This window comes from Nostoc commune NIES-4072, assembly GCF_003113895.1.
Taxonomy (GTDB): Bacteria; Cyanobacteriota; Cyanobacteriia; order Cyanobacteriales; family Nostocaceae; genus Nostoc; species Nostoc commune.
Map to the genome: position 1 here is coordinate 1,586,017 of NZ_BDUD01000001.1, position 14,755 is coordinate 1,600,771.

General features: G+C 41.7%; 13 protein-coding genes and 3 pseudogenes. 12 read left to right on the plus strand and 4 right to left on the minus strand.

The genetic code is table 11. The features are described 5' to 3' along the window. Nucleotides 1–145 precede the first annotated feature (145 nt). Nucleotides 146–484, plus strand: a pseudogene (locus CDC33_RS07070) (DUF421 domain-containing protein); the annotation flags it as partial. Nucleotides 485–514: 30 nt separating this feature from the next. Here the strand turns inward: CDC33_RS07070 and CDC33_RS07075 are convergent. Next, a complete protein-coding gene (locus tag CDC33_RS07075) occupies nt 515–1,714 on the minus strand; it encodes an RNA-guided endonuclease InsQ/TnpB family protein (protein ID WP_369694383.1) in 1,200 nt (399 codons plus the stop codon). 252 nt (nt 1,715–1,966) lie between these two features. Here CDC33_RS07075 and CDC33_RS38410 point away from each other — a divergent pair, with 252 nt between their 5' ends. From CDC33_RS38410 to CDC33_RS07095, 4 genes and pseudogenes are all read left to right on the plus strand, one after another. Then, nucleotides 1,967–2,113, plus strand: a complete 147-nt coding sequence (locus CDC33_RS38410; RefSeq protein ID WP_181373919.1) for a hypothetical protein — start codon at nt 1,967–1,969, stop codon at nt 2,111–2,113. A 90-nt stretch (nt 2,114–2,203) separates the two neighbouring features. Then, nucleotides 2,204–2,425, plus strand: a pseudogene (locus CDC33_RS07080) (YetF domain-containing protein); the annotation flags it as partial. A gap of 40 nt (nt 2,426–2,465) precedes the next feature. Then, on the plus strand, nt 2,466–3,761 hold the full coding sequence (purB, locus tag CDC33_RS07085; protein ID WP_109007886.1) for an adenylosuccinate lyase: 1,296 nt from the start codon (nt 2,466–2,468) through the stop codon (nt 3,759–3,761). A gap of 360 nt (nt 3,762–4,121) precedes the next feature. Next, complete coding sequence (locus CDC33_RS07095; protein ID WP_109007888.1) at nt 4,122–4,661, plus strand: DUF4126 domain-containing protein; 540 nt, start codon at nt 4,122–4,124, stop codon at nt 4,659–4,661. 183 nt (nt 4,662–4,844) lie between these two features. Here CDC33_RS07095 and hemH read toward each other — a convergent pair whose 3' ends face one another. After that, on the minus strand, nt 4,845–6,011 hold the full coding sequence (hemH, locus tag CDC33_RS07100) for a ferrochelatase (protein ID WP_109007889.1): 1,167 nt from the start codon (nt 6,009–6,011) through the stop codon (nt 4,845–4,847). Nucleotides 6,012–6,104: 93 nt separating this feature from the next. Between hemH and CDC33_RS07105 the strand changes: the two genes are divergently transcribed. From CDC33_RS07105 to CDC33_RS07135, 7 genes and pseudogenes are all read left to right on the plus strand, one after another. Beyond that, nucleotides 6,105–6,728, plus strand: a complete 624-nt coding sequence (locus CDC33_RS07105; protein WP_109007890.1) for a class I SAM-dependent methyltransferase — start codon at nt 6,105–6,107, stop codon at nt 6,726–6,728. Nucleotides 6,729–6,823: 95 nt separating this feature from the next. Then, nucleotides 6,824–7,342, plus strand: coding sequence for a DUF29 family protein (locus CDC33_RS07110; RefSeq protein WP_109012479.1), 519 nt, complete (start codon nt 6,824–6,826; stop codon nt 7,340–7,342). A 3-nt stretch (nt 7,343–7,345) separates the two neighbouring features. Continuing rightward, nucleotides 7,346–7,867 carry a DUF29 family protein gene (locus CDC33_RS07115; protein ID WP_109007891.1) on the plus strand — a complete coding sequence of 174 codons (522 nt, stop codon included), beginning with the start codon at nt 7,346–7,348 and terminating at the stop codon, nt 7,865–7,867. Between the two features lie 4 nt (nt 7,868–7,871). Beyond that, nucleotides 7,872–8,393: a DUF29 family protein gene (locus CDC33_RS07120; protein WP_109007892.1), complete on the plus strand. Its 522-nt coding sequence runs from the start codon at nt 7,872–7,874 to the stop codon at nt 8,391–8,393. Between the two features lie 76 nt (nt 8,394–8,469). Next, a complete protein-coding gene (locus tag CDC33_RS07125; protein ID WP_109007893.1) occupies nt 8,470–8,664 on the plus strand; it encodes a hypothetical protein in 195 nt (64 codons plus the stop codon). A 12-nt stretch (nt 8,665–8,676) separates the two neighbouring features. Further along, nucleotides 8,677–8,859, plus strand: a pseudogene (locus CDC33_RS07130) (type II toxin-antitoxin system RelE/ParE family toxin); the annotation flags it as partial. Nucleotides 8,860–9,100: 241 nt separating this feature from the next. Then, nucleotides 9,101–9,931, plus strand: coding sequence for a dienelactone hydrolase family protein (locus tag CDC33_RS07135; protein WP_109007894.1), 831 nt, complete (start codon nt 9,101–9,103; stop codon nt 9,929–9,931). Nucleotides 9,932–9,941: 10 nt separating this feature from the next. Here the strand turns inward: CDC33_RS07135 and CDC33_RS07140 are convergent, their stop codons facing one another. Next, nucleotides 9,942–10,814, minus strand: coding sequence for an extracellular catalytic domain type 1 short-chain-length polyhydroxyalkanoate depolymerase (locus CDC33_RS07140; RefSeq protein ID WP_219930002.1), 873 nt, complete (start codon nt 10,812–10,814; stop codon nt 9,942–9,944). Between the two features lie 727 nt (nt 10,815–11,541). After that, nucleotides 11,542–14,661: a hypothetical protein gene (locus CDC33_RS07145; RefSeq protein WP_109007896.1), complete on the minus strand. Its 3,120-nt coding sequence runs from the start codon at nt 14,659–14,661 to the stop codon at nt 11,542–11,544. Nucleotides 14,662–14,755: the final 94 nt, after the last annotated feature.

Here is a 14,755-nt window from a genome sequence, read left to right on the forward strand (position 1 = left end):
TAGGAATGTAAGTTTATAAATCTGATAGATTTTGAAGTATTTAACCTCTAATAAAAGTATAGTTTTATGAAATGAAACCACAGATAAATAACCTATACTGGATTTTTTCCAGAAGTCTATCCAGAAAGGAACAAAATCAGTGCTAATGGAAAAATGGTTTTTTATCGATTGGCAGGCAATCTTTGTTCCTAGCATCAGCGTTTTTGAGTTAATTATCCGTGGTTCGCTAGTTTATTTAGCACTGTTCTCAGTGTTACGCGTGCTTCCTAGCCGACAATTAGGAACACTAGGAATTACTGATTTACTCGTAGTTGTGCTATTTGCTGAAGCTGCCCAAAACGCTATGGCAAGTAATTATACATCAATTACCGAAGGCGCTATCTTGGTAGGAACTGTGATTTTCTGGAGTTACTTACTAAACTGGTTAGGCTACAAAATCCCCCAGTTCCAACGTTTTATGAATCAGCCGCCATTGCTACTATTGACCTCTCCCCGCGCTGAAGCGACGGGGATTCTAAACTGTTGCTACGAGGGAGGCTGAAGCCGTCCCTCTCCGCTTTTTAGTTTTGGTTTCCCAGATACGAAATCTGGTAGCAAGGGTCAAAACTTGCCTACAGACCTTGACTAGGCTTAAACCTAATTGTGTCTCTACTTTTCGCATTATATTTGCGGCTCCATTCAAATCAGCGTTGATTAGAATGCCTTTGCTAGTCCGATACATTCCGCGTTTTACTCGCCTTCCGCTTGGTGTCCACCCTTCAGGTTTTGCGCCGAAAATAGGTAGAAAATCACTATCTAGAAAACTAGCCTTACTGGTATAAGATTCTTCTGTTTCAACAAAATTGATGTTGTAGTATTCGCACAGTTGCTTAACTCGTTCTTTTAGTTTAGCTGTTGGTATTTGTACAAAAGATTGCGTTGTCTTGCCTAATCGAGCCTCTTGTCTTTGTCCTTGATTCCATCCAAAAATAACTGTACCAATTTGATGCTCAATACAATGGTTAACCACCAACTTAGCCGCTTTATTCACAGCATCCCGCATCTGTCTATTACGTTTTTCTGTGATATGAGCTAACTGATCATCCCAGTATCCTTGCGGTTTACCCTCCTTAATTGTGGAGACACGTTTGTTATACCACTGATTGAGAGATTTAACTTTACGCCCATCAATAATAAAGCTGGTTTCAATATTAGAAACACAACTTAACCAGTTATTAATACCTGGATCGATAGCTAATGCGTATTCTGGATTTAGCCCTAGCTCTTGTGCGGATTCTTGCTCATAGACAAACTCAGCATAAAAGCATTGGTTTCTTGGTAGTATTCTTAGCTCTTTGATATCTACGAATCTCAGGTTAGAAGGCATTGGTATCAAGAAACTATCAAGCTTAAACCAACGTTTAACGGTATTGCCCAAGGGTATCTTTATATTGTTACCAACAAGCTTCAGCGCAAGCTTTGGATAAGTCACAAGTGCATAACCGCTACCTTTACGATACTTGGGCAACTTGGGTCTGAAGTGCAGTTCACTTTTACTGTAGTTTTTGTCTAGTTCCTTAAAAGATTTGAATGACTCGGCAACAGACCTGAGTATTTGTTGTGCTGCTTGCGAATGCAAAACTTGATAATGTTTATTAGTTTTGTACTCTTTCTCAAGGTCATACTTACCGATTAATTTACCAGTTTTGAAATATAACTGACGCGCATAATAGATGCCACAATTTGTTAACTTTAGGACTTACGCACACTCTACGAATTCTTGGCGCTCTTGGCGTCTTGGCGGTTCGAGAAATTAAGCTTTTTAGCAATTTTTGCGTAAGTCCTAAACTTATGGGACTCAGAGCAAATAAACTCAAGTACTGCTCTAAGTTCATTATTTGGATTAACTAGATTTTGCTGACAACCATACATTGTTTTTACCTCCTTAAGATATACTAACACTAAATACTAACAATGTATGTGCAACATGAAAACAAAAACATTAACAATACGTTTATCTGAGCGTAGAAGAAATAAGCTCTATTTATATGCTGCTCAAAAAGATAGAACTATCACTGCTTTAATAGAAGATTGGATTGATAGCCTAAAACTTGAAGGAGATACGGCAGGTTAAAACCTGCCGAGTCGCGTTTCATCCCCGCATCTGTTGCACGAAGGACGCAACTACGTTGCTACTTCTCAGGGGCTTTCACGCTCCCGCTAAGTTCTTGTAAAAAATGGTCGGATGATTGAGCGTCATTTACAACGAGAGTTAATTACAGACGATGAATTGATGAGCAAGTTACGCCAGCAAGGTGTGAAATTTTTAGCAGATGTGAAGTTTGCATATATGGAGGCTGACGGCAGGATTAGTATCATCACCTTCGACTCCAAAAGTAGTACTGTCCCTGAGCAAAAAGCAGTACTAAAAAGCGATCTACATTAATTAAACTGTAAAATATGACGGTTGTATTCTGTGCCGAACTGTGATTGAGCGTTATACTTTACCCGAAATGGCTAATCTGTGGAGTGAAGCCTATAAGCTAAAAACTTGGCTGCAAGTTGAAATTGCTGTTTGCGAGGCTCAAGCTGAACTAGGTTACATTCCATCTGAGGCGGTTGAGGAAATTAAGGCCAAGGCAGATTTTGATCCAAAGCGAGTGTTGGAAATTGAGGCTGTAGTCCGCCACGATGTTATTGCTTTCTTGACAAATGTCAACGAATATGTTGGTGATGCAGGACGCTACATTCACCTGGGTTTAACTAGTTCGGATGTTTTGGATACAGCTTTAGCACTGCAATTGGTTGCCAGCCTGGATATATTATTGCAACGTCTGGAAGATTTAATTCAGGTAATTCGCGAAAAAGCACGGGAACATCGTCATACAGTGATGGCTGGCCGATCGCATGGTATTCATGCTGAACCGATCACTTTTGGTTTCAAGCTAGCTGGCTGGTTAGCTGAAGTGTTGCGTCATCAAGAACGCCTGAAAATTCTCCACGAAACGATCGCTGTGGGTAAGATTTCTGGTGCGGTGGGAACTTATGCGAATGTTGAACCGCGTGTAGAAGCGATCGCTTGCCAAAAACTCGGACTCAAACCTGATACGGCCTCAACGCAAGTTATTTCCCGCGATCGCCATGCCGACTATGTGCAACAATTAGCTTTGGTAGCAGCATCCATCGAACGTTTTGCTGTAGAAATTCGCAATCTGCAAAAAACAGACGTTTTGGAAGTTGAAGAATTTTTCTCCAAAGGTCAAAAAGGCTCCTCGGCAATGCCACACAAGCGCAATCCCATCCGTTCGGAACGGCTGACGGGAATGGCGCGACTTGTCAGAAGCCATGCTGGTGCAGCTTTGGAAAACGTCGCACTTTGGCATGAAAGGGATATTTCCCATAGTTCTGTAGAACGGGTAATTTTGCCAGATGCTTGCACTTTGACGCACTTTATGCTTTTAGAAATAACCGACTTGGTGAAAAACCTGTTGGTCTATCCTGAAAACATGAAACGAAATCTCAACTGCTACGGCGGCGTTGTGTTCAGCCAAAAAGTCCTGCTAGCCTTGATAGACAAGGGAAGCAGCCGAGAAGAAGCGTATGCGATCGTTCAAGAAAGCGCTCACGCCGCTTGGAACAAGCCAGAAGGTAATTTCCAGGACTTGATTAGCAAAGATCCTCGCGTTACCGAAAAATTGTCCCCAGCAGAACTAGAAGTCTGTTTTGACCCCCAGCAGCATCTGAACCATTTAGAAGAGATTTACCGACGACTGGGAATTTAGGATTAATTTACTTGTAGTGAGCGCTGAAGCGCTTACTACTAACCTGTTACTCAAAAAATACACAAACTTTTTCAAAAAAGAATATATAAAAATACCAAAAATCTTTAGTATTACATTACTGAAAACTGTTAATTTGGTGCTGGAATTTTTGCCATTAATGGGTAGTATAAATAACACACCTTTACATCATGTTTGCATAATTAGTTGTGATTCCCCAACTCATCGCACCCCACCTCCAACCCCTCCCCGGCTGCGGGGAGGGGAGACAAAGCGCAGCTTTGGCGGGGTGGGGTTCTTAGAGATTAATAAGTAATTAAACGAACATGATACTACTTATTTATTAGTGCTTCGAGTGCCTAAATGATTGAAATCCTAGCCACACTTTCAGCCTCTGCGGCAGCAGGAATGAGAATAGGTATACCTTTGCTAATCATTGGATTGTTGCAGGGTAGTAGCTTGTGGTCACAAGTTCCGATTTTATCTCACATTTCTCCACCAATATTGTTAGCTTGCCTTAGCTGTTGGTCTTTAGTTGAATTACTAGCCTCAAAAAAGCTATGGGGGCAAAGATTGCTACAACTAGTTCAATTATTCATGTCTCCCCTCGTGGGGGCAATTATGGGGTTAGCAGTAGCTAGTGCAACAGCAGCGCCAAGCTGGCTGATTGCCTGTATTGGGGGTTTGTTAGCTTTGGTACTCCAACTAGTTCAAGTTGGTTGGTTCTATCGGTTACGTGGTTTACCCTTGTGGGCAGTCTTTCTTCAAGATATCTTGTGTATTGCTCTAGTACTTTTTGCTTTTGATGCTCCCTGGCAAGGAGGATTAATTGCTTTAATACTGCTCTGGTTTGCAGTTCGTAGCGCGAAGCAGTGGTATGACTGGTATCACAAAAGGGCATAGGGCATGGGGCATGGGGCATGGGGCATGGGGCAAAGTTTAAATATCAGGCTTAGATGAGGCTACGCTACCTCCAAAGTGGTAGAGAATTTTTCCTAAAAGAGAAGATACACAAACGTTGGAACAAAAGAAGAGGAAGAAGAGTTTTCCAATACCCAATGTCCAATACCCAATGCCCAATGCCCTTTACTGCAAAAGTCCAATCATGTGCAAGAAGCCATGACCGGTAATCAATTCGATGATTAAGGCGATAAAGCCCAACATGGCAATCCGACCATTCCATACTTCAGCGCTAGTAGTCAGACCCCATTCCCAACGCTCTTGGGGGTACATTTTCACCCTTTTTTTCATTTGGGCAGCTTGCGAAAGCTTGAAACTGGGGTTTTTCAGCGCATTAATCACCAAGTCTGCAAGTGCATTAATAAATACTGGATGGGTATTGGGAGCAGGAACACGACGGAAATTGTGAATTCCTGCTTCTTCTGCTACTTCCCGATATTCAATATCAATTTCTTGCAGTGTCTCAATATGCTCTGAGACAAAACTGATTGGCACGACAACCAAATCTTTCACGCCCTTTGCACCTAATTCTTTGAGGGCATCCTCAGTATAAGGTTGGAGCCATTCTACTGGGCCGACGCGACTTTGGTAAGCTAAGGTGTGGACATTGGGTCGATTGAGGGTCTGCATAATCAAAGCAGTACATTCCTCAATTTCTTGCTGGTAAGGGTCGCCAGCCTCTTCAACGTAGCTTTTAGGAACGCCGTGAGCGCTGAAGAATATATGAACCTCATCTGGGTTAGGAAACTGTTCTAATTCTTGGGCTATGAGTTCCGCCATTGCTTGCAGGTAGCCTGGTTCTTTGTACCAGGAAGGAATGACGGTGTAATCAATGGGTTGAAGCTTTGGGTCTTCTTGCCAAAGTTTTTCTAAAAGCCGGAAGCTAGAACCACTCGTACTAATAGAAAACTGGGGATATAGTGGTAATATTACCAGGTGTTCTATATTATCTTGGGTAATCTGTGCGATCGCCTCTTCTGTATAGGGATTCCAATAACGCATTCCCACGTAGATATTGGCTTCTTGCCCTAAATGACTCAACTGTTCTTTTAAAGCTTCGCCTTGCGCTTCTGTGATCCGCCGCAGTGGAGAACCACCACCAATTTGCTTATAATTTTCTTGAGATGTTCTGGTTCGCCGCGAGGCAATAAACCAGGCTAGGGGCTTTTGCAACCAGCGAAATGGTAGGCGAATAATTTCCGGATCGGAAAATAGGTTGTACAAAAACGGCCCGACATCCTCTAGCTTATCGGGGCCACCGAGATTGAGTAATAAGACGCCTACACGACCCATAGCAGTTACTTTCCCCCAATCTTTTCAGGTTTTTTACTAATGTTAACAATATATCTTTATTAAATATAAAGCTTAATAGCAAGGAAATATGCAATGGCTACAATTTTAAGAGATTGGAGTTACCGTTATCAGTGGCTATATGATGGTATCTCTCGTTTAGCAGCCTTAAGTGTAGGTGGTGAAGCCCGTTTTCGACAACTTGCTTTGCAAGGCTTAACAATTCACTCAGATTCTCAGGTCTTAGATTTATGTTGCGGCAGTGGTCAAACGACGCAATTTTTAGTAAAACTTTCACAAAATGTAACAGGATTGGACGCTTCACCCAAGTCTTTGCAACGGGCGCGGGAAAATGTACCTCAAGCTTGCTATCTAGAAGCTTTTGCCGAGAAGATGCCATTTGCAGATAATCTATTTGATGTGGTGCATACCAGCGTTGCATTACACGAGATGCAGCCTGAGCAATTGCGAAAAATTATTAGTGAAGTTTATCGGGTATTGAAGCCAGGAGGAGTGTTTACACTGATAGATTTTCATGCTCCTACAAATCCGATATTTTGGCCTGGGGTATCAGTGTTTTTGTTATTGTTTGAAACGGAAACAGCTTGGCAATTGTTGAAAACTGATTTACCTGGATTGTTAACTCAGACTGGGTTTAATGTGGGTGAGCCAACTTTATATGCAGGTGGTAGTTTGCAAGTGATACAGGCCAAGAAGTAAACAATACTGCTTTATTAATGGCAGCTAAGAGACTTTGCTATTAATAAAGTATGAGTGATTGTTATATAGCACTTAAGCAGGTAAGCAGTGAAAAAATGACGCAGGAACTAATAGACCTCAAAAAGAGTATTTTGGAAGGACGTTACGCAGATGCCTTGGTAATTGTTGATGAATTAGAGGGGATGAGTAAACAAGCTATTCTGCGGAATATCCAAGCTTATTTAAGGATTTTACTGATTCATTTGATTAAGAACCAACTAGAGCAGCGATTAACCAATTCTTGGGTTGCTTCTATTCGTAATTCACTTATAGAAATTAAGAAACTCAATCTCAAAGACAATAAAAAATCCTATTATATCAATTTAACCGAATGGGATACTTATATTGAAGATGAAATAGAAATAGCAGTGCGTGATGCCAGTGTGGAAGTTTTGAATGGAATGTACAATGAATTCCAACTTACTGAAATGGTGGATAGGAACCAGATAATTCAGACTGCTTTGAAGTTGTTGGCGCTAACTTATTCTTATTCAGCCAAGGAGTTATCGGCAGTTTTGGCTGAAAATTTAACTCAGCTAACCGGTGGAGAAGATTGGAAAGCAGGTAGGCGATAAAAAATGACACAGGAACTTATAGACCTCAAAAAGAGTATTTTGGAAGGACGTTATGCAGATGCCTTGGCAATTGTAGATGAATTAGAAGGCATGAGTAAACAAGCTATTCTGCGGAATATCCAAGCTTATTTAAACATTCTGTTGATTCATTTGATTAAAAACCAAGTAGAACAACGATTAACTGGTTCCTGGGCAAATTCTATTCGTAATTCAATCAGAGAAATTAAAAAGCTAAATATCAAAGATAATAAAAAATATTACTATATTAATTTAGATGAGTGGGAGACTTTGATAGAAGAGGAAGTGATTGAAGATGCGATCGCTGATGCCAGCGATGAAGTAATGAATGGAGGATATAATCAATTTCAACTGGCTGAAATAGTGGATAGGAACCAAATTATTCAGACTGCGTTGAAGTTTTTGGCGCTAACTTATTCCTATTCAGCTAAGGAGTTACCCGCAGTTGTGGCTGAAAATTTAACTCAGCTAGTCGGTGGAGAAGATTGGAAAGCAGGTAGGCGATAAAAAAATGACCCAGGAACTAATAGACCTCAAAAACAGTATTTTGGAAGGACGTTATGCAGATGCTTTGGCAATTGTAGATGAATTAGAGGGGATGAGTAAAAAGGCAATTTTGCGACAGATTAAATCGTTTTTAAGAATTTTGCTGATTCATTTGATTAAGAATAAACTAGAACAGAGATTAACAAATTCTTGGGCTGCTTCTATTCGCAACGCCATCCGCGAAATTAAAGAAGTGAATATCAAAGATAATAAAACATCTTACTACATTAATTTAGATGAATGGGGAAATTTGATAGAAGAGGAAATTATTGAGGATGCGATCGCTGATGCTAGCGAGGAAGTGATGAATGGCAAATTTACTCGCTCTCAGTTGTCTGCAATGCTAGATAAAAACCAGATTTTAACTACAGCTACTAGTTTACTGGCTTTAACATATACTTATTCGCCAAAGGAATTACCAGCGATTATGGATGATTATCTCAGTCAGTTAGCTGGTGGTGAAGATTGGATAAATCGGGAAAAATAAATATCTGTTCTTTGTTCGGCGGTGATACCAAGTGTTAAATTCAAATTAGCACCATCATCTCTTAAAGGAAATACAAATGACAGCAGATACTACTGTAAAATATCAAGTCCTCAAAGCAGTAGAGGAAATGCCCCAAGACGTTACTTTTGACGAAGTAATGGAACGTCTTTATTTCCTGTACAAAGTTGATCGAGGTTTAAAGGAAGTTGAGACTGGTAATACCATCTCACATCCAGAAGCCAAAAAGCAGATTAAGACATGGCACAAGTAATGGACAAGTCAAGCCTTAACTGATTTAGAAGCAATTGGCGATTTTATTGCACGGGATGCACCAAGTTTTGCCCAGGTATTTGTAGACAGGGTATTTCAATCTGTAGAACGTCTACAACAGTTTCCGCTATCAGGGCGTGTAGTGCCAGAAATCGCTCAAGAGGATATTCGAGAGATTATCTTTGGTAGTTACTGAATCGTATATTTAGTCAGCGATGATCAGGTAAATATCTTAACCGTGTTTCATTCTTCAAGGCAGCTTAAGCTTTAATTAATGCTTATGTTTTGATAGCGATCGCTATTTCTATACAGGCGAAAACTGAGGTACCAAATGAAGCTAATATTACGGTAAACTGATTGCTAAACCGTAGTCTATACATTGTAGTACTGTACGGATAAGCAACAATAAAGTTTTCGCCAATTGTAAAGTAGAGATGATGAAAGAAATAACACGCCGCAAATTTATCGCAACAGCCACCGTGGCGACGGGTTTTGCCCTCGCAGTACAACCCATTTCTGCCGAAGTTATCACCACCGATGCCAAGGGGTTGGTAGCTGGTGCGGTGAAAATTCCTGTTAAAGATGGCGAAATTCCTGCATATAGAGCAGCACCTGCTACTGGCGACAACTTCCCTATCGTCCTAGTAATTCAGGAAATATTTGGAGTACACGAGCATATTCAGGATATCACCCGTCGCTTTGCCAAGTTGGGGTATTTAGCGATCGCACCCGAATTATTCATCCGTCAAGGCGATGTGACTAAGTTAAGCAACATAAACGAAATTCGCCCAATTGTCGCCAAAGTGCCAGATGCTCAAGTGTTATCCGATCTTGATGCTACAGTAAACTGGGCTGTGAAATCAGCTAAAGGTAATGGCGATAAATTGGGGATTACAGGCTTCTGTTGGGGTGGCCGCATTACCTGGTTATATGCCGCACACAATCCCAAGGTGAAGGCTGGTGTGGCGTGGTACGGCCGACTTGTGGGCGATGCTACCGAACTTCAGCCCCAGTATCCCGTCGATATTGCATCAAAACTGACAGTCCCCGTTCTCGGACTCTACGGTGGGAAGGATACAGGTATTACTCTTGATACAGTAGAACAGATGCGCGATCGCTTAAAGTCTAGCAGCAGCAAATCTGAAATCATCGTCTACCCCGATGCACCCCACGCTTTTTTTGCCGATTATCGCCCCTCTTACCGCGAAAAAGATGCTAAGGACGGTTGGAAACGTCTTTTGGCGTGGTTTAAGAAAAACGGTGTTTAACGGTATCGTACTAACTGTGACTTTGAAAAAAGTTCCAAATTGTTTCACTGGCGTTCAGCCCCAGGTTTGCATTGAATTTGTTTACGTTCTTGTCAGTTGAAAAACCACCAGGCCAGAAATGTCCGCCGTTTATTACCGCTAGCTGCCATACTTCTGAGTTGCCAGTACAACCTGTGTAGATAGCGGTTTTTACTTTATCTTGAGAAAAGTTAGGAGATTCATTTGATGAAGTACATTGATCATGCGATCGCCAAAAATCTACCATATCTGAGATAGAAAGCAGCGCTCCTCGTTGAGTGTGATCGTCACCTTCATAAAGGACATCGCGATCTTTTGTACCATTGATCGTTAACATCGATATAGAAGTTCGAGGCTGGCAATTAGATTTGAGTCTAACTGGTAGTGAACCAGCTACTGATGCAAAACCAGAAATTTTATCAGGTAACTTACAAGCCAGTGCCTGGGTAAGTATTGCACCTCTAGAAAAACCAGTGGCATAAATTTTATGGCTATCAATATTGATTTGCTGCTGAAGATGATTAATCAAAGCATTAACAAACGAAACATCATCCACCCTTCCTTGAGCGTTACCTCTAAGGCTCCATTTTTGGTCAATTCCATCTGGATAAACAACAATAAATCCTTTTTTATCTGCTAATTCATTGAAGCGAGTCACATTACTGATAGACCGACCATTACCATCATCTCCATGAAATACTAAAACTAACGGCATTAGGCGGTCTGGATTATAAGATTTTGGAGTGTACAAATAGTAAGTACGTAACTTTCCTTGGTCATTTAGTTCTCCATAATTATCACCACTCAAGATTTTTGCTTTAGTTATACTTTTTTGTTCAGCCTGAATGGAATCGCAAGCTGTCAATAAACTAATTCCAAGTAGAACTATTAGAAGCTTTTTTAAATTCTGAGAACTTTGATATATATTCATGTTAATTCAATTGACTTATGCGAGATACTTTTATTTACTTTGTAAGTCTTCTTTAGCAACAAACTAGCTAATAGAGGCTAACAACTGTAGTAGGGCTGTTAACCTCTATTTAGATATTAAACTCTTACATTCACATAACGAGCAGGAACTCTAACCTAATAATTTTGCCATTATTGCTACGGGAGGTTTTATAAATTATATAGATTATTAGATTAAATTGCAATCCATTTAATAATATTAAAGCATTATTAAATATCTATTTTCACCCATCTAATTCCTGATGTTAGAGCAGTAAATAATATTCATATATGATTATATTTAAAGGCATAGTTATACTAATTAAAAAAGCCTTATTTTATATAGGTTTCCAGGTTTGTATATGTAAAATTGGTATAAGACGAAATCTGTGGCAATACTGCTCGGTTAAGGATTTTTAACTCGGAATTGGGTTTCGGGAAAAGGTTACTGGGTTTAGGTTAAAGATTTTTTCTTTCCCCTTTCCCTTCCCCTTTTCCCCAAAACCCGACAAGTATTGAAATCTGTGGTGTCTAAGGAGAATTAAACAATTCGTAATTACTAATAACATTCCAAATATAAAAAAGCCTCCCATAACAGGAGGCTTAAAATTTAGCGGAGAAAACTTGTTAACAATCTTGTTAAACTACTGCGTAACTACAGCGATTACTCCTCCTAATGCAGAGAAAACCGCAGATACGCTTGCTGTGGCAAACAGCCACCAAGCTGCTGTCGCTGCGGCTTTGCGGGTTTCTTCTGCTTGTCGCTGTGCTTGATGCTTCACCTGTTCTAGGCGGCGTTGAGCTTCATGCTGTATGCGTTCTGCACGTTGCAATACTGTGTTGCGGGCCCGTTCAATTTGGTCAATAATCCGGTTGGCATCTTCCTCAGAGATGTCCTCACGAGAACTCATTATTGCTACCAGGGTATCACGGTCAAAAGAAGATAGGCGATCGCGCAGAGCATCAAACCCTGCTTGGGGATCGTCAAAAAATGTGCGAACATCGCGCTTGATATTATCGTAGTTAAGTTCCGGGCGATCCAAGGAGTTGAGATAGTTACGAATCCGGGCAAAAACCCCGTCAATCGCATCTTGAATGCCTCGTTGGATATTCCGCACTTGTTCTACAAATTGCTCCCTTACAGACACAATATTATCCGCAATCCGCGCCGCTTCTTCATCGGACATATCTTCCCGAATTTTCAGCAGGGCGATGATCGTAGAACGGTCAAAATGGGAAAGGCGATCGCTAAAACTTTCTACCCCAACTCGCGGATCGTGCAACAGTAGTTGTAAGTCGCGTTTAATACCTTCAGGATTAAGTTCTTCCTTGCCAGTTTGACGCAGATACTCTTCTACATAAGTTTTAAATGTTGCGGCTCTTTGCTGTGTGCGGGTAGCTAAACGACGAGGCGCACGCACAAAGTTACGAATCGAAGTTTGCGTGGAATCAATGATTTCATTGACTTGTTCTTCACTCAAGTCTTTACGTTGACTGAGTAACTTCACCAGTGTATCCCGGTCTACCTGCGACAACCGACGGCGCAATGCTACGGCTCCCTCTTGGGGATTTTCAAACAATCTGGTCAAATCTCGCCCGATACCTTCTGGGTTCAATTCTTCTTTACCAGTATTTCGCAGATAATCTGCGATCGTGGTAGTAACAGAGTCGTATTGCTCTTTGGCTTTATCGACTACAGCTTGGGGTGCATGGCGAACACTATGCCACGACTCCTCAGCAGTATTGATGATTTGATTAACTTGATCTTCACTCAAATCTTGCCGTTGACTCAACAATTGCACCAAGGTATCGCGGTCAAAGCGAGACAACCGCGCCCGAATTGAGCTAATTCCAGCTTGGGGATCTTCTAGTAATCTTTTTAATTCTGCGCGGATGGCATCAGGATTCAGTTCTGATTTTCCTGTATTACGCAGATATGATTCTACATTCAGCCACAGGGTTTCTGCTTGATATTGCGCCTGTTCTGCTAGCCCTTTGGATTCTACCAAGACGCGATCGCGTTGTTTTTCCAACTCTTCGAGAATGCTGTCTACTTCATATAGCTGGACATCATTACGTTGCAGCAATATCGACCGCATTTCCTGACGATCAAGGTGGGCTAGTCGCAATGTCAGAGTTTCATAATCTGCATCTGAGTCTTGCAACAGTGGTTTGAAATTCTGCTCAATGCCTTGTACTGTCAATTCTGCTTTCGGAGTAACCAGCAGATAACTTTCAACTGCCCGTTGCAAGTCTTGGACTATCTCTCTTTCTTCAATACCTGTAACTATCACTAGCACATCTTTGCGGACAGCTTCTAACTGATCTGCAATGCGCTGAATTTGGGCTTGGGTAAGGAGTCCGCGTTGTTGTAGGATATTAACGAAATCGTTGCGGGATAGTCGTTCTAGTTCTCTGCGGACTATTCCAGGGTCAGCTGCTGGGTCATAGAGAACATCACGAAATTCCTGAGCGATTCTTTCTGGGCTTAGTTGCCAAGCATAAGTGTTGTGCAGGTAGTTTTCGACATCAGCCCGAATTGGGCTATAAGGTTCTGATGGTGTTGGCAACCCTAGCTTATCTGCTTGTTGGGTAACTTTATCTTTGGCGGTGGTGAGACTACGCAAGATTTTTTCCACATCCAAATCAGGCAAATCTGCCCGTCCCAACACAGTGGCGGTTAAGGCGGATAGTGCTTGCTGGATTGTACTTTGCGTTGCGCTAGGGGCTGCTTTTTGGTCAGCTTCTTTGGAACTACTCTGTTCTGCTAATAACCGATCCAGTTTGGCGTTGAGTTCATCTGTTTTGTTTTGTCCTGCTGGAAGTGATTTCAGATAATCCATCAACTCACCCAGGCGGTCTTGGGTGGGTGATTGCTGACTCACAACTTGCTGCCAAACTTTATACAACGTATCAGCAATCCGGCTAACGTCTTTTTTGGAAAGGTCGGTGCGGCTGCTGACTAACTCGATAAACTTCTGGCGGTCGATGTTGCGAATATCTGGAGTCCCTGCGATCGCTTTTAATTGCGGATCGTTGAGTAAATTTTCAAAGTCACTCCGAATCTTTGACAAATCTAGCTCTGGAGGACGTATCTTTTCTAAGTAATCTTCTATATTCTCGCGGATACTTCCAGGGTCGATGGCGCTTCCTAGTTCTCGGCGGACGGCGGCGGCGGCGGCTTCAGCTGTCGCTACAACTTGGTTATTCACAGCCTTTGCGCCTAGTGCGGCGGTGGCTGTGCCCATAATCGCCTGAAAACCGGAAGTTGCCGTATTGACGACTGAACCAATTAAGGAACCTACGGTGGTGGAACTTACCCAAACGAGGAGCAAAAAGTAAGCACCCCAAATCACCAAACCGAGAATCGCTCCCAATGCTGGGTCTAAGATTACCAAGCTCAATTTAACCGCCAGAAAACAAGCAATTAATAAGGCGATCGTCACAGTGACTAATGTCCAAAGACCCACTGCGGTGCCAATTTTGCGAATGTTACCGCCCAAACTTTCCGCTTCCCCATTATCTGAATCTGAGTCAGATGAGTGCCCCAGGTAGGAAATACCGGCTGCAAGGGAAAGATTAGTTAGAACTAATTGGAAAGCAAAGGCTAAAATCACGCCGGAGATTAAAGCCACAAAAAAGCGCGGCCCAGAAGTGAGAACCGATGCCTGTGCTGGCGTGACGTTTGAGGATTCTCCTGAAAGCTGTGCCAACCACAATAGTGGTTTGTAGAGTCCCAGCATGATTTCCGTACTTTGGAACATTGTATTTCCTTCTTCTAAGGTTTAAATTTGGGGAATTAAGATTTTCTTGAGAAGCAACTCTTAGTATTTATGTATGTTTGTACCTATGGCAATT